Source organism: Dysgonomonas sp. UBA7710 (assembly GCF_002482385.1).
Classification (GTDB): domain Bacteria; phylum Bacteroidota; class Bacteroidia; order Bacteroidales; family Dysgonomonadaceae; genus Dysgonomonas.
In genome coordinates this window covers 82663-103847 of record NZ_DLFW01000002.1, presented here as the reverse complement: position 1 = coordinate 103847, position 21185 = coordinate 82663, and the positions used below count along the sequence as shown (strand labels likewise).

Annotated in this window: 16 protein-coding genes and 1 tRNA gene; 12 read left to right on the top strand and 5 right to left on the bottom strand. The window is 40.3% G+C overall.

Translation table 11 applies throughout. The annotated features are described in order from the left end of the window. The first annotated feature begins 22 nt into the window (after positions 1-22). From B3317_RS00740 to asnS, 11 genes are all read left to right on the top strand, one after another. Positions 23-727, top strand: a complete 705-nt coding sequence (locus tag B3317_RS00740) for a NigD-like protein (RefSeq protein WP_291107419.1) — start codon at positions 23-25, stop codon at positions 725-727. A gap of 267 nt (positions 728-994) precedes the next feature. Beyond that, the gene (locus tag B3317_RS00735; RefSeq protein WP_291107416.1) at positions 995-1504 is read left to right on the top strand and encodes a Fur family transcriptional regulator; all 510 of its coding nucleotides are present in this window, start codon (positions 995-997) and stop codon (positions 1502-1504) included. Further along, on the top strand, positions 1501-2763 hold the full coding sequence (locus tag B3317_RS00730) for an adenylosuccinate synthase (protein ID WP_291107413.1): 1263 nt from the start codon (positions 1501-1503) through the stop codon (positions 2761-2763). Before B3317_RS00735 ends, B3317_RS00730 begins: the two co-directional genes overlap by 4 nt. Before the next feature lie 288 nt (positions 2764-3051). Then, positions 3052-3735 (top strand): zinc metallopeptidase, encoded by a 684-nt coding sequence (locus B3317_RS00725; protein ID WP_414647404.1) that lies wholly within the window; start codon positions 3052-3054, stop codon positions 3733-3735. Between the two features lie 140 nt (positions 3736-3875). Further along, a complete protein-coding gene (locus B3317_RS00720; protein ID WP_291107410.1) occupies positions 3876-5006 on the top strand; it encodes a metallophosphoesterase in 1131 nt (376 codons plus the stop codon). Beyond that, entirely contained in the window at positions 5003-6196 is a 1194-nt protein-coding gene (locus B3317_RS00715) for a metallophosphoesterase (RefSeq protein ID WP_291107407.1), read from the top strand. The genes B3317_RS00720 and B3317_RS00715 overlap by 4 nt, the downstream gene beginning before the upstream one ends. 105 nt (positions 6197-6301) lie before the next feature. Next, entirely contained in the window at positions 6302-7960 is a 1659-nt protein-coding gene (recN, locus tag B3317_RS00710) for a DNA repair protein RecN (RefSeq protein ID WP_291107404.1), read from the top strand. 260 nt (positions 7961-8220) lie between these two features. Next, a complete protein-coding gene (locus tag B3317_RS00705) occupies positions 8221-9321 on the top strand; it encodes a DegT/DnrJ/EryC1/StrS family aminotransferase (protein ID WP_291107401.1) in 1101 nt (366 codons plus the stop codon). 282 nt (positions 9322-9603) lie between these two features. Beyond that, positions 9604-10947, top strand: a complete 1344-nt coding sequence (gene purB, locus B3317_RS00700) for an adenylosuccinate lyase (protein WP_291107398.1) — start codon at positions 9604-9606, stop codon at positions 10945-10947. A 63-nt stretch (positions 10948-11010) separates the two neighbouring features. Further along, complete coding sequence (locus B3317_RS00695; protein WP_291107395.1) at positions 11011-12348, top strand: pseudouridine synthase; 1338 nt, start codon at positions 11011-11013, stop codon at positions 12346-12348. Positions 12349-12441: 93 nt separating this feature from the next. Then, complete coding sequence (asnS, locus tag B3317_RS00690) at positions 12442-13839, top strand: asparagine--tRNA ligase (RefSeq protein WP_291107392.1); 1398 nt, start codon at positions 12442-12444, stop codon at positions 13837-13839. 106 nt (positions 13840-13945) lie between these two features. On the opposite strand, the gene B3317_RS00685 is transcribed toward asnS, so the two are convergent. The 4 genes from B3317_RS00685 to B3317_RS00670 form a co-directional block, all read right to left on the bottom strand. Further along, positions 13946-15766, bottom strand: a complete 1821-nt coding sequence (locus tag B3317_RS00685; RefSeq protein ID WP_291107389.1) for a hypothetical protein — start codon at positions 15764-15766, stop codon at positions 13946-13948. 34 nt (positions 15767-15800) lie between these two features. Then, entirely contained in the window at positions 15801-18797 is a 2997-nt protein-coding gene (locus B3317_RS00680) for a tetratricopeptide repeat protein (RefSeq protein WP_291107387.1), read from the bottom strand. Continuing rightward, positions 18794-19315, bottom strand: coding sequence for an NUDIX domain-containing protein (locus tag B3317_RS00675; protein WP_291107384.1), 522 nt, complete (start codon positions 19313-19315; stop codon positions 18794-18796). The genes B3317_RS00680 and B3317_RS00675 overlap by 4 nt, the downstream gene beginning before the upstream one ends. A gap of 62 nt (positions 19316-19377) precedes the next feature. Further along, positions 19378-19965 (bottom strand): DUF3109 family protein, encoded by a 588-nt coding sequence (locus B3317_RS00670; protein ID WP_291107381.1) that lies wholly within the window; start codon positions 19963-19965, stop codon positions 19378-19380. A 331-nt stretch (positions 19966-20296) separates the two neighbouring features. Here B3317_RS00670 and B3317_RS00665 point away from each other — a divergent pair. Next, positions 20297-20368 (top strand) — tRNA-Arg (locus tag B3317_RS00665). Between the two features lie 476 nt (positions 20369-20844). Here B3317_RS00665 and B3317_RS00660 read toward each other — a convergent pair. Next, positions 20845-21027 carry a hypothetical protein gene (locus B3317_RS00660; RefSeq protein ID WP_291107378.1) on the bottom strand — a complete coding sequence of 61 codons (183 nt, stop codon included), beginning with the start codon at positions 21025-21027 and terminating at the stop codon, positions 20845-20847. Positions 21028-21185 lie beyond the last annotated feature (158 nt).

Below are 21185 nucleotides of genomic sequence, written 5' to 3'. Positions count from 1 at the left end.
AAATAAAAAAATGAGAAAGTATATGAAACTATTTTCAGCACTGATTCTATCTTCTGTCTTAACATTAGGATTCTCTTCATGTCTTGATGACGATGGGTATTCTCTTGGTAATTACTGGGAGGATATAGTGACAGTAAAAAAGATAGATGACAATACTTATTCCTTCGTACGGGATAACGGTGACAAATTGTGGGTTGCTGCTCCCGTAGGTCTTAACCTGAAGCCTAAGTACGACAGGGCAATAATAAACTATACTATTTTATCTGACGCAAAGGATGGTTACGACCATTACATCAGGCTGAACGATTATTACGACGTACTGACCAAAGGCGTTATTTATATAGCACCCGACGATCAGGTAAAACAAGACAGTATAGGGTATGATCCGATCAAAGTATATTCTGTTTGGGAAGGTGGCGGATACCTGAATATCAATTTCGGATACAACACCGGGGAAAAAGAACCCCATATGATTAATATGGTATCGGCAGAACCGGATTTATCGGTAGACAAAGATGTTGTGAAACTAGAGTTCAGGCATAATATAAACGGGGATGAACCATCACGATATCCGGTAAAAGGCTATGCAAGCTTCGATCTTACACCTTACAAAATCGCAGGACGTGACAAAGTTACATTTGAGATAACATCCAAAGATTTTGGTGAAGAAACAAAAACATTCAAAATAGAATACAAATACACAGTGGACGAACCACTGGATGAATAAGCAAATACATACTAACCTGAATATTTATTATAATATTCTTTTTGATTTCCTTTCTAAAAAGAGAGCTCGTGAGAGTTCTCTTTTTAATTTTATACAAGGCTCCCGTTTATTTGGAATGAATCCAAATATCCGGGTCCATACAACGGGCAAAAGATTTTCTTTCCTTACAAAATACAAATTCTGAATAGTTAATAACTTTTTCTTACTCATACTACCTGATATTCTATTAAAAAGATGTATTTTTGTTCATATCAGATTTTTCTATAAATGGATAATTCAAAAGTAAAGGAACAAGTCAAAAGCGAGTTCACGGACTATCTCGGTCTGCACAAACATCGTAAAACCCCGGAAAGATATGCCATCCTTGAGCATATCTATTCTACGAAAGGACATTTTGACATGGATTCTTTGTATAATGCCATGAAGCAATCCAGCTTCAGGGTCAGCCGTGCTACATTATATAACACCATCGAATTGCTGCTGGACTGCGGTCTGGTTGTAAAACATCAGTTTGGAGCTAATGTATCTCAGTACGAGCGGGCATATGGAAATGAAAATCATGACCATCTGATTTGCCTGAGTTGCGGCGAAGTGAAAGAACATAAAAACGGGAATCTCTTTACTCCCACTCAACAAAAAAAGCTGCAACGATTCAAGATCAGCTACTACAGCATGTATATATATGGCATATGCAATAAATGTATGCGGGCAAAAAAAGCAGAAGAGAAAAAGAATAAACTAACAGAAAATAAAAATACACGTATTAAAAAGAAATGAAAGTAGATGTATTGCTAGGTTTGCAATGGGGCGACGAAGGAAAAGGTAAGATCGTGGATGTGCTCACACCCGACTATGAGATTGTAGCCCGTTTTCAGGGTGGGCCAAATGCAGGGCACACACTGGAATTCGAAGGAAAGAAATATGTCCTTCGCTCTGTGCCTTCAGGTATTTTCCAGGGAAACAAAATCAATATCATAGGAAACGGTGTTGTACTTGACCCCGCGTTGTTCAAAGGAGAAATCGAGTCGTTGGAATCATCCGGCCATGACTTAACAAAGCGCCTTCTTATCTCAAAGAAAGCGCACCTCATATTACCAACCCACCGCCTGCTGGACGCTTGCTATGAAGCAGCCAAGGGAGATTCCAAAATAGGCACTACCGGTAAAGGCATCGGACCTACATATACGGATAAAATCAGCCGCAACGGTCTGCGTGTCGGCGATATACTTCACAATTTCGAAGAGAAATACAATACTGCTAAATCTAAGCATCTGAGAATATTACAGCAATATGGACACGATATCAGTGCGCTGGCTGAAATAGAAAAAGAATGGTTTGCAGGTGTGGCGAAACTGAAAGAGTTTACATTTATAGATAGTGAACACTATATCAACAACGCTGTAAAACAAGGAAAGAAAATACTGGCCGAAGGTGCGCAGGGAACAATGCTCGATATAGATTTCGGGTCATATCCATTTGTGACATCGTCCAATACCATATCGGCAGGAGCATGTACAGGACTGGGGATAGCACCACAGTCGGTAGGCGAAGTGTACGGTATATTCAAGGCATACTGTACCCGTGTGGGCAGTGGCCCGTTCCCGACCGAATTATTCGACGCAACAGGAGATAAGCTCCGCGAATTAGGATTTGAGTTCGGTTCTGTAACTGGGCGTCCGCGCCGTTGCGGATGGATAGACCTGGTAGCTTTGCGCTATGCCATTATGATAGATGGTGTTACCCAACTGATAATGATGAAAAGCGATGTACTGGACACATTCGAAACCATCAGAGCGTGTATCGGCTACGAAATAAACGGAGAGAAAGTAACGGATTTCCCTTTCGAAGTAGACGAAAGAATCAAGCCTATCTATGTGGATATGAAAGGATGGCAAACTGATATGACAAAAATGCAAAAGGAGGATGAATTTCCTGCCGGGTTCGAGCATTATATTTCCTTTCTGGAAAAAGAGTTGCAAGTACCTATCAAGATAGTATCGTTAGGACCTGACAGGGAACAGACTATAATAAGGTAATTAAACCCTTTTTAAGAATATAGAATGTGCCAACAAACATTATTGGCACATTTTTTGTTTCATATATCATAATAAGAGTCTGTTTAAATTTTAGCGAAAATTTTCCATACGGCTCTTTAAAATAGATCTTAGCTGAATTTTTTTATAATTATTTTGAGATGTTTTTTTTGATTTTTACTTGCGGATTTAGCGGGCTAAATCAAGAGTAAAAAAGGTGCTCAAAAAGAATATAAAAAGCAGCTATAAAATTTAAACAGACTCTAAGAATATTCACAAAAAGATATAAATATGTATATAGGTTGGATTATATTGATACTGGTTGGGATAGCCAGTTTTGCTGTTTCGCAAATGCTGAAAAGCAAATTTAATAAATACTCTAAAATCCCTTTGACCAACGGGATGACCGGACGTGATGTAGCTGAAAAGATGCTTCACGATAATGGCATATATGACGTCAAAGTAGTTTCCACTCAAGGAATGCTTACCGACCACTATAACCCTGCCAATAAGACTGTAAACCTGAGCGAAGGTGTTTATGCCAGCAACAGTGTAGCCGCCGCCGCGGTAGCCGCCCACGAATGCGGGCATGCTGTACAGCATGCACATGCCTATGGCCCGTTGAAAATGCGCTCGGCTCTGGTACCTGTTGTCAGTTTCGCTTCATCATGGGTGACATGGATAATTCTTGCGGGAATTATTTTCATACAGACATTCCCCACCCTTATCTGGATAGGTATCGGTCTTTTTGCCCTGACTACCATATTCAGTTTTATCACATTGCCTGTGGAGATCAATGCCAGCCAGAGAGCTTTGGCATGGCTCAATACAGCCGGCGTAACCAATATAAACAATCATGACATGGCTAAAGATGCTTTGAAATGGGCTGCTTATACATATGTTATTGCAGCAATAGGATCTTTGGCTACGTTACTTTATTACATTATGATAGCCTTAGGTGGCAGACGTAATTAACTGAAGGAAACAGTATATAAATTAAAAAAGAGTGGTCTTTTCCGGCTACTCTTTTTTTATCATAAATATTTCGCAATAAACAGGATTATATATCTTTGTACATTTCAAAACTATTCTATAAAGTCTGAATGAAACCGATCATGCTCATAATAATCTTCATCATATATCTCTTAGCAAATTTCTACGTCTTCCACCATATATGGATGGCAATGCCCCCGAATACTATCGGACGCATTACCCTCATTTCATTTGGGGTGATAGCAGTTTCCTCCTTTTTTATATCTTTCCTTGCCGGAGACGCGTTGCCTGTATGGATGACATCTTTTTTATACAAGATAGGTACCGCCTGGTTTTTCATCCTCTTGTATTTCCTCATTGTAATGGTCGTAAAGGATTTATTCGGTCTTACCAACCGATTATTTCATTTTATGCCGAGCGACGCGATTACCCGTTATACAAAAGAAAACTGGGTAGGACTGGGCTTTATGGTAGGCTTCATCACCTTACTGATGATTTGCGGATACCTGAAATATCAATGGAAAGTCCGTGTTGAACTGCCTGTACAGATATATAAAACTCCAGGAGATTCTACATCTGTTAAACCCTTGCGAATAGTAGCCATTAGCGACCTGCATCTGGGCTACGGTATAGGCAAAAAGGAATTCGAGGGATGGGTAAATACGATAAATGCTGAGAACCCTGACATTGTACTCATTGCCGGAGATATTATAGATAATAGCGTGCGTCCATTGAATGAAGGCAACTTTGCAGAAAGTTTTCATAAAATAAAAGCTCCTCTGGGAATTTATGCATGCCTGGGAAATCATGAATTTATCAGCGGACTCAAAAACAGTCTCGACTTTTATGAGAAAGCTGGTATCCATCTGCTACGCGATACAGCAGAATTGGTTAATAACAGCTTTTACGTCATCGGGCGCGACGACAGGTCAAACAAATGGCGCAAACCATTGAATGCATTAGTGGACAGCCTCGACAAGTCAAAGCCGCTTATCCTGCTCGACCATCAGCCTTATAATCTCGAAGAAACTGAAGCATATGGCATCGATTTGCAAATATCAGGGCATACCCATCAGGGACAAGTATGGCCTATTTCGGCAATCACCAATGCGATATACGAAAAAGACCATGGCTTTGTAAAAAAAGGGAATGCCAATATATATGTCAGCTCGGGTATCGGTATCTGGGGAGGTAAATTCCGCATCGGCACACAATCCGAATATGTAGTTATAGATTTAAAGACAATGGAATGAGAGTATTTTTTAATGCAATAATTGTACAGATCTTTCTCAGCGCCTATATATATTGGCGTGGCTGGCAGGGATTGCCCGATAAGAAATATATAAAAATTCCTTACGCATCCATCTATATTGCCGAACTGGCAATTTATTTCATGGGATTCTTTACCTCCGGGACAGGTTTGTTACCTTTCGATGCCTTGCACAGTTTTGCATGGATAGGGACTACATGGATGCTTTTCACCATATATATGACTATTTTGCTGTTATTATACGATTTGGTAAAATATATCAATGGCAGGAAAAAAATATTCGCGATAGACCTGAAAGCGAAAAGGCCCCGGTTGATTTACTTCTGTGCCTCTCTCCTATTGGTTTGCAGTGTGATGGGTTATGGCAGTTATCGCTTCCACAATCCGGTCGTAACAGAGATGAATCTGACTGTTGACAAACATTCGCCGAATGTAAAAGACCTTCGTATTGTAGTTGCCACAGATATACATGCCGGATATCTCATTGATAAAAATATCGTATCCATGTATGTGGATAAGATTATGGAGCAGAAACCGGACATTATCCTGCTGGTAGGCGATATCATCGACTATGACGTAAAATCACTGTACGAACAACGGATGGAAACCGAGTTTCTGCGTCTGAAAGCCCCATATGGCGTTTATGCCTCAACGGGGAACCATGAATATATCGACTTGGGTGAGGAAAAAGATGAAAAAATACTTTGGCTGAGTAAATACGCAGGACTTACAGTCTTACGGGATACAACAATATTGATCGCCGATTCGTTCTATCTGGTCGGCCGTGAAGACGACAAGTGCACAACCAGAAAAGAATTACCCGAACTCATGCAGGGTGTAAACAAAGATCTGCCAATCATTGTAATGAACCATGAACCGCACCGCCTGTATGAAGAATCCGATGCCGGAGCAGACATAGCTGTATTCGGGCATACGCACAACGGGCAGTTCTTTCCTGTAAATACGATTATGTCCATATCCTCAGCGATATATAACACCGGCATTATACCCGAACACCTGAAATACAGGTCGATGTACGAGATACCATACGGATACAAGAAAAAAGACAATACGCATATCTATGTATCGTCCGGGCTCGGCCTTGCAGGACCTCAGTTCCGTATAGGCACTATATCCGAGATTGTGGTTTTAAATGTGAGGTTTGAAAAGTGAGAACTAAGGTCTCAAACCTATTTATCACTTTCTTAAGATTTAATACAATAAGCAGTTAGATTGAAATAATATATCCTAAATACTATCTTTTACTTATCTTTAGCTATGCTAAAATCGCTTTATATTAAAAATTATGCACTGATTGACAGTCTCGAGATAGATTTCGAGCCAGGCTTCTCTGTCATTACGGGAGAGACGGGTGCAGGAAAATCAATCATACTGGGAGCCTTATCGCTTATACTCGGGCAAAGAGCCGACATAAAAGCCATTAAACAAGGCGAAAGTAAATGTATTATCGAAGGAGCTTTCGATGTATCAGCCTATGATCTTAAAGACTTTTGTGAAGAGAAAGGCGTTGAATACGACCCGCACAGTTATATACTGCGCCGGGAAATACTTTCCACAGGAAAATCACGCGCTTTTATAAATGATTCACCCGTAGGGCTGAACGACCTGAAAGAACTGGGCAGCCAGCTGATAGACATACATTCGCAGCATCAGAACCTGTTATTATCAGACAGCCGCTTCCAGATGCAGGTAGTAGACGCATTAGCCGGTAACAAGACCTTATTGAAAGAATACCAGCAGGCTTTTCATCAATATAAACAGACAGAAAAGGCTTTGGCAGAACTACGTGATGCTGTAAGAAAGAGCAAAGAAGAAGAAGATTATCTCCGCTTCCAGTATCAGTCGCTACAAGAAGCCGCCCTCACCGAAGGAGAGCAGGAAGAACTGGAAGCCGAACAGGAAACACTAAACCATGCCGAGGATATAAAATCGGGCCTGTATAAGATACATACATTGTTATCAGAGGATGAAAGAGGCATTGTTGCAACTTTGAAAGAAAGCCTGAACACATCTCATTCGCTGACTAAGGTATATCCGAAATCGGAAGAAATTTCCCAACGCTTGGAAACCGCTTATTTAGACCTCAAAGACCTGTCTTCCGAACTGGAACGGTCTGCCAATGATGTAGAATTCAATCCGGAACGACTGGCTTACATCGAATCTCGGCTCGATTTGATTTATTCATTGCAAAAAAAGCATCATGTGTCTCTGGTATTGGGCTTACTGGAATTGTATGATGAACTGGCGCAGAAACTGGAGAAAATAGAATCCTCTGACCAACAGATTGAAATTTTGGAAAAGGAAGTTTCTGAAAAATATGAAAAGATGCTCACTCTGGCAAAAAAACTGAGTGACCAACGTAATGCAATTACAGCTGAACTGGAAAAAGGACTGGTAGAAAAGGTTTCAAATCTGGGGATGCCGAATATCCGTTTCAAATGTGAGATCACAGCCGAAGAACATCCTAACATATACGGAACCGACAAAATACTGTTTCTGTTCTCTGCGAACAAAAATGCACCATTGCAACCTGTTGCCGATGTGGCTTCGGGTGGTGAAATTTCCCGCCTTATGCTTTGTCTCAAGTCTATGATTGCAGGAGCAACAGCCCTGCCGACTATCATATTCGACGAAATAGACACAGGCGTGTCAGGCGAAATAGCCGACAAAATGGGACAGATTATGCTCGACTTCGGAAAAAACATGCAGGTAATCGCTATCAGCCACCTGCCACAGATAGCTGCGAAAGGTAAAACACATTATAAAGTATATAAATCGGACAACGAACTATATACCTCTACTCATATCGCCAGGCTGGATAATACGGAAAGGCTGGAAGAAATAGCGCGGATGTTGAGCGGTTCTACCATAACGGATGCGGCAATACAAAATGCTAAGGTAATGTTGGGGTTTTAGCCCCCAAAATCCCCCAAGGGGGACTTACAGAGAGAGTAAAAGATAAGTAGAATAGACAAAAAGTAACAACGTAGAAGAGTGAAAAAAGTGTTACTTTTGTTACCTTTTTTAAAGTAGTAAGTAATAAGAGAAACGAAGCATATCATTGTTAACTGATTACTGTTAACTGTTCACTGATATGTGTTACCTTTGTTACCTTTTAAAGCCCCTGATTGAGGTAACTTAATTCCCCCTAGGGGGTTAGGGGACTATTAATAAATATGGAAATTCCTTTTCTCAACCTAAAACGGGAAAACGAGCGCTACGCATCCGAAATAAAAGAAGCAGTGTCGCGCGTCACAGACTCAGGCTGGTATATTCTGGGTGAGGAAAAGGCTTGTTTTGAGCAAGAATATGCCACTTATTGCGGAGTGAAGCACTGTATAGGTGTAGGCAATGGACTTGATGCTATCCGCCTGATACTAATGGCTTTTCTGGAACAAGGTGTGATGCGGGAAGGGGATGAAGTAATCCTCCCTGCCAATACGTTCATTGCAACGGCTCTGGCTGTATCTCAGTGCGGGCTTATACCGGTTTTTGCCGATTGTGACATTACAACTTATAATATTTCTCCTGAATCTGTAATAGAAAAGATTACATCCAGGACAAAAGCAATTATAGCCGTCCACTTATACGGGCAAATTGCAGCAATGGATGAACTGAAACAAATAGCAATACAGCACAACCTGAAACTGATAGAAGACGCAGCACAGGCTCACGGAGCGGTATACAATGGTAAAAAGGCCGGAAACCTTTCCGACGCAGCAGCATTCAGTTTTTATCCGGTGAAGAATCTTGGTGCTTTGGGTGATGCAGGAGCTGTGACAACTGACGACGAAGAATTAGCCAGAATTGTCCGTAGCCTATCCAATTATGGATCCGACAGGAAATATATACATGAATGCAAGGGGCTAAATTCCCGCCTCGATGAGATACAGGCTGCAGTATTGTCAGTCAAGCTAAAACATCTGGACAGAGATAATCAAAGGCGGAAAGAAATTGCAGCCTATTATTATGCAAATATTAAGAATGTAAATATTCTATTGCCAGACAATAAAGATAGCCTAAGCCACGTTTTTCATTTATATATAATCCGGACAAACAATCGGGAACGGCTTCAGCTATATTTAAGCGAGAAAGGTATCCAGACACAGATACATTATCCCATAGCAATACATAAACAGCCTGCATACTACGGATGGGAAGAATTAAATTTGCCTGCAGCAGAACAGCTGCAAGATGAAGTATTGAGCCTCCCTCTATATGCATCGTTGACTGATGACGAGTTGTACCGGATAGTGGAAACTCTGAACAACTATTAAAGGGTATAAACCGGGAATCCGGTTTTCTGAGAAAAGCCGATGTGGAATACTTTTATACCTCTGATTTAGCGGAAGAAATGAATAAATATACTGATTTTTAACAACGGTTTTTCATGATGAATCAGAAACTAATTAAAAAAGATGAAAAAATGAATATTTTCCTTTTGTAAAAACACTCACACATATATATTTGTTATATATTTGTATAACAATTATAAGTAAATAGTGATATCGAAAATAAATTTCTAAGTTGATTAAAAACACAAAATTTCTAGCAACGTAATGACATTAACACCCCTAACTTCCATTTCGCCGATAGATGGACGTTATCGTAATAAAACAGAAGAACTAGCTAATTATTTTTCAGAATATGCATTGATTAAATATCGTGTATTAGTAGAGATAGAGTATTTTATCGCACTATGTGAATTACCTCTCCCTCAATTGAAAAATATAGATAAGGCTGTTTTTGGAAAACTGAAAGATATCGTAACCGGTTTTTCAGAAAGTGATGCGACACGTATCAAGGATACTGAGAAAATAACCAATCATGATGTAAAAGCTGTCGAATATTTCATCAAAGAAGAATTTGATAAATTAGGCTTACAGGAATACAAAGAATTTATACATTTTGGCCTCACATCTCAGGATATAAACAATACCTCTATTCCTCTTTCGATAAAGGATGCATTGAATGATGTTTACTATCCGATGCTTGAGGAACTTATCGCTAAACTAAAAAATCAAGCGAACGAATGGGCCAACATAGCCATGCTGGCAAAAACGCATGGACAACCTGCCTCTCCTACCCGTCTGGGCAAAGAAATAATGGTATTTGTGAGCAGGCTTGAAGGCCAGCTGCAACTACTAAAAAGCATTCCTTTATCTGCTAAATTCGGTGGAGCAACAGGGAATTACAATGCACATAATGTAGCTTACCCGTCATATGACTGGAAAGCGTTCGGAAATAAATTCGTATCAGAAAAACTGGGGCTTGTCAGAGAGGAATGGACAACACAAATATCCAACTATGACAATCTGGCTGCAATCTTCGATGCTCTGAAACGAATTGATACTATAATGATCGACTTAAACAGAGATTTCTGGCAGTATATCTCGATGGAATATTTCAAACAAAAAATCAAAGAAGGAGAAATAGGCTCATCGGCTATGCCGCATAAGGTAAACCCGATAGATTTTGAAAATGCAGAAGGAAATCTGGGAATTGCAAATGCCATATTAGAGCATTTGTCTTCTAAGTTACCCGTATCCCGCCTGCAACGCGACCTGACTGATTCTACAGTCTTGCGAAATGTAGGTGTGCCTATGGGACATATTATAATAGCTATACAGAGTACACAGAAAGGTTTGGATAAATTGTTACTAAATAAAGATGCTTTATATAACGATTTGGAAAACTGCTGGGCTGTTGTAGCTGAAGGAATTCAAACAATATTACGTCGTGAGGGATATCCAAAACCTTACGAAGCACTGAAGGCTCTTACCAGAACCAACAGTACAATTACGGCCGAATCAATCGCCGAATTTATTGACGGGCTGAATGTAAGTGAAACCGTGAAAAATGAACTGAGAAAAATTACACCGCATTCTTACACTGGTGTATAAAATGAACTTAACCGTGAGGTTATAAAAGAAGTATTTGTATATTATTTAAACAAAAAGGAAAAAATGGTGACAGACAATGGAAATGATAGAGAAAGCCGGGAGGGCTACTCATCATCAGAAAACAAAGCAAACGGGTCAGAACCTGTGAAAAAGAAACGTGCGCGTGTAGGTGATCTTCGCAAACAAGCCTATGATGTGAATACAGACCGCGACTCCAGGGATCGGAATCCTTATAAAACCGGTGGCGACAGACAAGATCGCCAGGGTAGCTCTTATAACTCAGAAAGACCATCCAGGCCTTCTTATGATAGGAATGAAGGTGGAGAACGCCGTTCATATGGAAATAGTTCGTATGGAAATCAAAACCGCCAGTCCGGAGACAGAGGCGGATATTCCGATAATAGGGGTGGTGGAAACTATTCTGGAAACAGAGGTGGAGGAAACTATTCCGGAAACAGAAGCGGAGGCGGAGGCTATTCCAATAACAGAAGTGGATATTCGGGCGGAGGAGACAACCGTTCATCATACGGCAACCGTGACAACAGAGCTGGAGGTGGCTATGACCGTCGTCCGGCTGGAAATCGCGACAACAGAGGTGGAGCTGGCGGAGGTTACGGTTCTTCTTTCGACGGCGTAAAGAAACTGGTAAAACCGGTTAAGTACAAAGAAAATATCGATCCGAATACACCACTACGATTAAATAAATATCTGGCTAACGCTGGGGTTTGCTCCCGTCGCGAAGCCGACGCTTATATTACATCAGGTGTAGTCAAGGTAAACGGTGAAGTTGTGGACCAACTGGGAGCCAAAGTTACCCGCGGAGACTTGGTAACGTTCCAGGATAAACCCGTACGTCTCGAAAGTAAGGTATATGTTCTTCTGAACAAACCGAAAAATTGTGTAACAACATCAGATGATCCTCAAAACCGTTTGACAGTTATGGATTTGGTAAAAAATGCCTGTCCTGAACGAATCTATCCGGTTGGCCGTCTGGATAGAAATACAACAGGTGTGCTTTTGCTTACTAATGACGGAGACTTGGCATCTAAGTTGATGCATCCGAAATTTAAGAAGAAAAAAATATATCAGGTGACACTTGACCGCGATGTAGCTATCGAAGATATGCAAGCCATTGCCGATGGCGTAGAACTTGATGATGGTGAAATACATGCCGACTCAATCGCATATCAAGCAGAAGATGTACTGAACGTCGTAGGTATCGAAATACACTCGGGACGCAACCGCATTGTACGTCGTATATTTGAAAAGCTTGGCTATCAGGTAATGAAACTGGACCGTGTATATTTTGCCGGTCTGACTAAAAAGAACGTACTTCGTGGCAAATGGCGTTACCTGTCAGAAAAAGAAGTGAACATGCTTCGTATGGGAGCATTTGAATAAATTATAAATTATGAGTCATAAATTATGAATGGAATACATTATCAAGGATTCCGTATCATAATTTATGACTCGTAGCTAGTAACTTGTATAAAAATGGAGAGTATTCGCAGAACAAAGATTGTAGATTTGTTTAAAGACCCTCAATTTGGGTCTGTAGTTGATGTAAAAGGTTGGGTACGTACCATCCGTGGTAATAAATATGTAAACTTTATCCACCTTAACGATGGATCGACAATCCATAATCTGCAGATTGTAGCCGATGTACAGAAGTTTGGTGATGACTTTTTCAAACCTATCACAACCGGCGCCTGTATCCATGTCACAGGTACATTGGTAGAATCGCAAGGAAAGGGACAAAGCGCAGAAATACAAGCCGACACAATTGAAGTGTACGGGACAGCTGACCCTGAAACATATCCTTTGCAAAAAAAAGGACATTCTCTTGAGTTTTTACGTGAGATAGCATATCTGCGCCCACGCACTAATACATTCGGTGCAATATTCCGTATTCGTCACCATATGTCTTATGCTATACACAAGTATTTCAACGACAAGGGATTCTTCTATTTCCACACACCGATAGTAACAGCCTCTGATGCTGAAGGCGCAGGATCAATGTTTCAGGTGACGACCCTGGACTTCAATAATATTCCCCGTACAGAAGGCGGACAGGTAGACTATTCGGAAGATTTCTTCGGTGGCCAGACAAACCTGACTGTATCCGGACAACTTGAAGGTGAACTTGGAGCGATGGCTCTGGGCGCTATTTATACATTTGGTCCTACCTTTCGTGCCGAGAATTCCAATACACCCCGCCATTTGGCTGAGTTTTGGATGATAGAGCCGGAAGTTGCATTCTACGACATCCATGACAACATGGATTTAGCCGAAGACTTCCTGAAATATCTGATTCGCTATGCACTTGAGCATTGTAAGGATGATATCGCATTCCTCAACGAAATGTTCGACAAAGAACTTATCGAACGCCTAAACTTTGTTATAGCTAATGATTTCGTCCGCCTTACTTATACAGAAGGTGTGGAAATATTGGAAAAGAGCGGACATAAATTTGAGTTCCCGGTATATTGGGGTGCAGACCTCCAGTCGGAACACGAACGTTATCTGGTAGAGAAGCATTTCAAGCGTCCTGTTATCCTGACCGATTACCCGAAGGAAATTAAATCGTTCTATATGAAGCAGAATGAGGATGGAAAGACTGTACGTGGTATGGATGTCCTGTTTCCTAAGATCGGGGAAATCATCGGAGGATCAGAACGTGAGGCTGATTATGACAAGCTAGTAAACCGTACTAAGGAATTGAATATGCACACAGATCCAATCTGGTGGTATATGGAAACCCGCAAATTCGGAACAGCACCTCATGCCGGATTCGGGCTGGGATTTGAACGCCTAATCCTATTTATTACAGGTATGGCTAATATCCGTGATGTGATTCCTTTCCCGCGGACACCGAATAACGCTGAATTTTGATATTCAAGATAATAAAATAGAAGAGCAGTAAGATTAATCTTACTGCTCTTCTATTTTATTATTCATACTTATCAATGCTTGTCCAACGGGATGACAGTATATCTAATTAAAATTTAAAGCTTAAACCACCCAATACATTAAATCCTTGCAATGCATAACCATACTGCAACTCATATTTCTGAAACAAAATATTGTTTACTCGAGCATTTACAGATAACCAATCTGTCACCTGATATTCACCTCTGAAATTAAGTTCATTAATATCCTTCATTTTTATAACTTCCTGTACCGGTATCATGTAGCTGCTATATACTGTTTTACGACCACCGGCATATAGATAGTTCAAAGAGAATGTCAGTTTATCAATCGGTTTGATATCAGCGCATAGTTCGGCTGTAAATGTAGGACGTCCCCATGCTTTCTTTTCCGAATACAGGTCTTTATCTATCAATGTCACATTTCCGTTTACATATTTCACATCGTAAAAATAAGCTGTAATCTTAGCGGATAAATCGGTATAAGGAATGAGTTTTGTCTTCAGCAATCCTCCCACATGCCCTGTACCTATATTGGCATATAAAGGCGTTCCTACATTGCCCCACGTGAGTGCATCCGGAATATAAGTACTGGATGATGGATCATATAATGATTGGGCCAAATACAGATGGTCTTTATCCGTCTTTTTATATCCCGCAAATATATCGAATTCGAAACCACTGACAACTCCCGATCTAAAGCCCAGACGCGCGTCGAATAAAGTCTTCGAATATTCTACCCGTGCAATGGGATTTACATACCTGTTCTCCTGCAAAATATCAAGGTAAGTATTGTTATTCACTCCCCCGGTGACCTCTCCGTAGAATGTATTCACATCATTAATATGGATAGCCGCCTTTACATTCGGACTTGCCATAAATTTTGTCTTCGTATCTAGCATTCCACTCACATTTACCCCCAGATCAGCATCCCAGTTACCTCCTTGGAATTTAATGTAAGGAGTGGCCGTGATATTGGTAAAGCCGTGAAAAGCATTCTCTAAAGTTTCACTCTTACCGCTGAACGATTGATTCATAATAAACCCTTTTACTCCGATACTCCGGTCAGAGCCGAATTCTGTATAAAAGTCCGCATCTAAATCCAGCTGACCACCCTTAGGTCCGTCTTCATTCGTATAGATACCATACTTACTTTTAAAATTCTGATAACGCACTCCTCCTTTATACTTCAATATCCCCTGGTTCCTATCACTGGATTTAAGTCCGGCTCCTATACTAAATACATCTACATTCTGGCGTGAATCCAGATCGAACGGATATGCTGCAGGAGATAAAGCTACGGATTCACTTATAAACGGGTTACCATAATAATTATATGAAGTATTATAAAACGATGCATCGAACCACAATACCGAAGGATCGAACATATGCTGATACTTCAGGTTTACTTTACTTGCCGAATATTTTGCTTTCGCTTCATCCATCGTATACAGGTCGGCATTTATATAGTCTACATTTGCGCTGGTTGAACTATGGGTAGCGAATACGTCTAAACGATCCCTGTTCCCATTGACAAGCCTGTATCCGAATGCTCCTTCCAGATTCGAATTATTCCCGGCTCCCAATACCAGATAACCACGTTTCTTACTAAAATCCACTCCTGTGTTTATATCGCTGGGTGCCGCACTGCCCAATTTATTATTAGTCAGAGTTATCTGCGGCACTGTGCTCACAAACTTCAGTTCTTTTGCTTTTATTACAGGTGAATATATAGAAGGCTGTGTATTTACCTTCGATGCATCCTGTAATGTAGGATTATAATCTCGCTCAAGTAACACCTGACGGATCAGAGTCGAATCTTTTTGGGCTGTTGCGGTCAGGCTTACAATACCTAATGCTATGACAAAAACAGATTTATATAATGTTTTCATTGTTCTTCGTTTTTCAATTTTGTACATATTCTTATTATTTCAAAGCTGCCAGACGTGATGAAATCATTTCTGTCAAATCAGTCTCCTGACCCTTATAGTTTGCCTGCAAACTTTCGAGATACTGACGAGCCTGAAATTTATCGCCTTTAGCCACATATACATCCGATAATACTACAATAGCACGGGCCATCCAGTATTCGTGCGGAGTACCTTCTTTCATAAAAGACTGTATCTGCTTTTCGGCTTTGTCGTACGATTTGGCCTGATAGTATATATCAGCCAACAAATATTGGGATTCTGCGCCAAATGCGCTACGTGTATCTTTTGCCACTTCCTGTAAATCCGCAATAGCCTTTTCGGACTGCCCCAGATTCTTCAACGACTGACCTCTGTAGAAGCGGGCTTCGTTAGCTACATTTCCGGACGCTTTATTCTGTAACAACTTATCGGCAGCAGCAACAACATCTTTATCTTTCTTCATGAGGTAGGCACAGCGCAACATACCCAGTTGGGCAACATCTTTATTTTCACTCTTCGAGGCCACCATGTTCAGGTGTTCGTATGCGCCATATGCCGCTTCGTAATTTTTTCTGTCAAACTCGATCCCCGAAGCATATATCAACGCATCATCGATATATTTCGGATTATTACTGTTTATCACTTCTTTAAAATGGCCTAATGCCGAAGTAAAGTCTTTAGCTTCGAATGCCATACTTCCCAGATAGAAATGCGCATCACTCGAAAACACTCCATTAGGATATGTCTGGAGATATTTGTTCAATGCAGTCTTAGACTCGTCTTTACGTCCTTTCATATATACGTTTTCCGCGGCAAGATAGGTTAGTGAATCCTGACGGCTGGCCGATAGGATAGTGCCTTTACCCAGAGAGTTTACATAAGAAGCGTAAGAACTTATATCGTTTATATCTTTATATACGCCTTCCATACTTTCTATAGCTGTGCGGGCCTCTTCCGAATTAGGATAATTATTTACCACTTCTTTATAGGCGGCAATTGACTTCTGCGGATTATTTGTATTGAAATACAACTGTCCTAATTGCACACCTGCCTTCTGTGCCAGATTTGATTTAGGATATTCTTTCAGTAGCTTTTCAAGCACGGAGATTGCTTCCGGTTCTTTATTCAGCATAACCAATGCACGGCTTTTCTCAAATAAAGCATTATCGTAATATTGAGAGTCAGGATATTTTGCCATCATACTATTCAGTGCTGATACCTTTCCGTTATAATTTCGCTGCAAACCAAGCACGAATGCCTTCTGGAATTCGGAATAATCCGCATTTGCCGGATTTACATTGACAGCCTGCGAATAATAGCTTTCGGCATCCGGGAAGTTACGGTTATACAAGTAACAGTCTCCTATACGATTCAAAGCATCCGCATAGTTCGGCGACTGGCGGTTGGTTTCCGCGGATATATATTTCTTGAAATTAGTCAATGCCTTACTGTAATTCTTTTGCTGAAAATCAGTATATGCCAGATTATACAAGGCAAGAGGATAGTTCTGTTGGTTTGTGGATGCCTGAGCGATATAAGAAGAATAATCGCGGGCAGCAGCCGGATAATTACCTTTACGGTAAGCCAGATCACCACGCCAGAAGTAAGCTTCGTTTCGTGCCTCTGCATTATAATTACCCATATTGATCGCAGCGTTCAGGTCGCGCTCGGCGGCATCATATTGTCCGTCAATAGATTCCTGCACACCCAATTGGAAAAGAATCAATTGTTTTGCATCCAGAATCTGCCTGCCCGGAGTCTGTATACTATTGATTGCAGAAAGCGCCGTATTGTAATTCTTTGTAGACAGCAACGTGCTTGCCAATGCTTCGTTCACCTCATCTGTATATTTCGATGACGGATATTCCGTAAGAAAGCGTTGAGAAGCTGTTATAGCCTGTCCGAAAGCCGAGCCTCCTCCACGATTCATCAACATTACATAATTATATAAGGCTTCTTCACTTATTGTTTTATCAAACCGGGTACGTGCAGCAGCATCGAACGCCATAATAGCATTCGGCGTATCATTTACTTTCAGGTATGATTGTCCCAAGAGCATATAACCTGCTTGTCCGAGTAAGTCATCCGTCGAAGCCACATCCCGTTTCAACGCATTTATGGCATTACCATGAGCGCTTGTCTGATAATAGGCTTCTGCCAGTTGATACATATCATCCCGGAAGGTAGAAATCGCACTTTCCAGATATTTCTCATAACTTGCTATCGAGTTCCGGGCATCTCCCTGACGGTAATAACTGTTTCCCAACAGACGATATACTTCCGCAGTATTCGTACTACCCGGATAAGTCGCGATATAATCACGTCCTTCGGCAATGGTTTCGCTCAGATTGCCTTGCAAATATGAAGTCTGAACCAAAAAGAAAGTAGCGCTTTCTTTATATTCTCCCTTGTTTTTCAATTTACGGAAAATCGGGATAGCCTGCTCGTATTCTCCATCCTGAAAATTAGCATATGCCAGATAATAGGATGCAGGCTCAACATACTTACTACTGTTACGGGTAAGCAATCCGAAAAGACGTTTTGCCTCATTCCTGTTCCCGGCCTGTAAGTTGGCATAAGCTGTCCTGTAACTATAGTATTCCTGTTCTTTTACATCCAGGTAATCCATGTCTGCCTGCGAAAGCCAGTACAAGGCTTTTTGCCAGTCTTTTTCCGCAAAGTGAGTAGACCCGATAAAGAAGCATATCTGATTACGATGATATGTCTCCGGATATTTTTCAAGATAATCTTTCAATAGTGTTGCGTCTCCGGCTTTTCCCTGATAATACATGGAGCTGACAATCATATACTCGGCCTCAGGCAGAAGTTTGGCATCTTTCGATTGCTTCATGAACTCCTCCAATGAATTAATACAACCTACATAATTATTATCCAGAAACATCTCTTTACCCTGAGTAAAGAGCCTGCCGGGCAACTCCGTATATACGGATTTCTGCGCATAAGCAAATTGCATACTTAATGCAAGACCTAAAGCTACTAGTAGTTTTTTCATATATTCATTTTTTGTATTTCCTTTATTACTTCCTTTACTGATAACAACCCAAACAATTCGGGGTTCAATTCCGATATCTTTATAAATTCGAGTTTAGCTACATCGTCCTCGGCTTTCAGATTTTCCGTATTCTTCACAAAGCATCTATATACCAGGTCTAAAGTCTGCACCTCGAAACCCGAATATACATATTTATTGGGTATGGAAAACAGGTAACTTACAGTGTCCACATCGAGCCCCGTCTCTTCCTTTACTTCACGCGCCACAGCCTCTTCCCCTGTTTCCTCCATGTCCACAAAACCGCCCGGCAAATCCAACGTACCTTTTACCGGCTCATGCGCCCTTGTAGCCACGAGTAATTCTTTATCTTCATTTATTATAATGGCAATAGTAGACGAACAAGAGTTAAAATAATAGATAAAGCCACAATCTTCGCATCGCTTCGACTTGAAGTTATTTTCTACGAAATGCTTCGAACCGCACTTCGGACAATATTTAAATTGAGATAGAGGATGCATTGTGATTAATTAAGAATTAAGAATTAAGAATGAATAATTAAGAGTTATACACTGTTTACTGCTTACTGTTTACTGCTTACTGACTTCTTATATTCTTCCGCAACCAGAGTAAGTTCATTATACCAGTCTTCACCAAACCGCCGGATAAGAGGCTCTTTCAGAAACTGATAGATCTTCAGACCTTCTTTATTGCCAAGCAGAACGGCTGCCTTACATACCCGCCAACGATGATAATTCACCGCCGTAAAATCTCTGTATTTATCTAAACGGATAGGATATAAATGACAGGAGATCGGTTTGTAGAAGTCTACCCGTCCTTCACGATGAGCCTTTTCTATGGCGCATTTGCAAATTCCTTTCTCGTCATAATAGGTAAATACGCAGTCCTTCCCGTTGACGATGGAAGTTACCATATCGCCATCAGTGTCTTTATATGCCACACCTTGTTGTTTTATTACTTCCTGAGCGGCAGGCGATAAGTCATTCCAAACCTGGGGCAACAGGTTTTCGATAATCTTTACTTCTTCATCTTCAAGAGGCGCGCCGGAATCTCCTTCTACACAACATTCTCCCTTACATACCGATAAATCACACAAAAAATTCTCTTCTATTATATCCGATGCGACTATCGTATCATTAATTTGAAACATTTATCTTTATTTTAAGGTCGCAGACCTATTTACTATTTCGTTAAGTTCAAAAAACAGTCAGTTATATTAATGTAATGTATTGATTAACACTTTTTCGACTTAAGCCTTTCGTTATTGATATTTTTTGATATTTGGCTATAAAGATACGTTTTTGTATCCAATTGCCATATATTCACACCTGTTAATAAAGCTTTATCGTTAAATCCATCTCCAATTATTACGGCTTCACATGATACGTTTTCATTTTAAGAACGTGAAATTATAGAATCTATTTGCCATATGTCGGAAAATCTCTTATTTTTGCATCTGATTTGCAAATAGCAAATGTGTCGGCGCAGTAGTTCAATGGATAGAATAGAAGTTTCCTAAACTTTAGATTCGGGTTCGATTCCCGGCTGTGCTACAAGGAAAGCCAAAAAACCGGCTGATTATCATACAGATAGTCAGCCGGTTTTATTTTAGAGGTAATGATAATAATGAGAGGCGTAAATATTGTAATTTATACTACTTTTATTTAGTTTTCAGGCTCTTCGCCCGGATAAGATCGGACTTATATAATACAACAAAACCGTCCTACCCCCAAGGTAAAGGCGGCTCTATGGAATGAGAACTGCTTTCGCCATGCGATACAACCAGACTGAGTGATATTATTGAGCCGAAGTGAACCTATTTTGATTCATTTTTGCCCGTCAATTTTCCGATATAGAAAATAATGAATCCGATCGCCGATATTACTGCTATTGCGCCAACAATATATAAAAGTATGGCGGAAACAACCTTTACGCCTATAATCAATAAAGTAAGAAACAACAATATCGATATAACACCAACTGATATAAAGAAATATTTTAATACATCCATAATATTTAGTTCGTTAATTTACTCTTCGTCCTTATTTTTCCGGCTATTTTTGTCTTTATCTACATCTTCTCTAAAAGCATGAAGATGTTCCGACTCAGCCCTCTTCTTATCACTGCTCAGTCCGTCAATTTTCTTCATCGGTGCTCCTAACCTTTTATCCAAATAGGAGTTGTCGTTTGAGTTTTCATCATGGTTGGACATAATAAAGTTTTTTAGGGTTAGCAATATACTATTCTGCATAAAGTTAGAACAATACAAAAAATAAAATTGTTTTCACAAATGCTCAAGAGTAATCTACCGCTTAACTTCCAATATAACATATCACTAGATATAAATTAATTCAATATCCATATTATTCG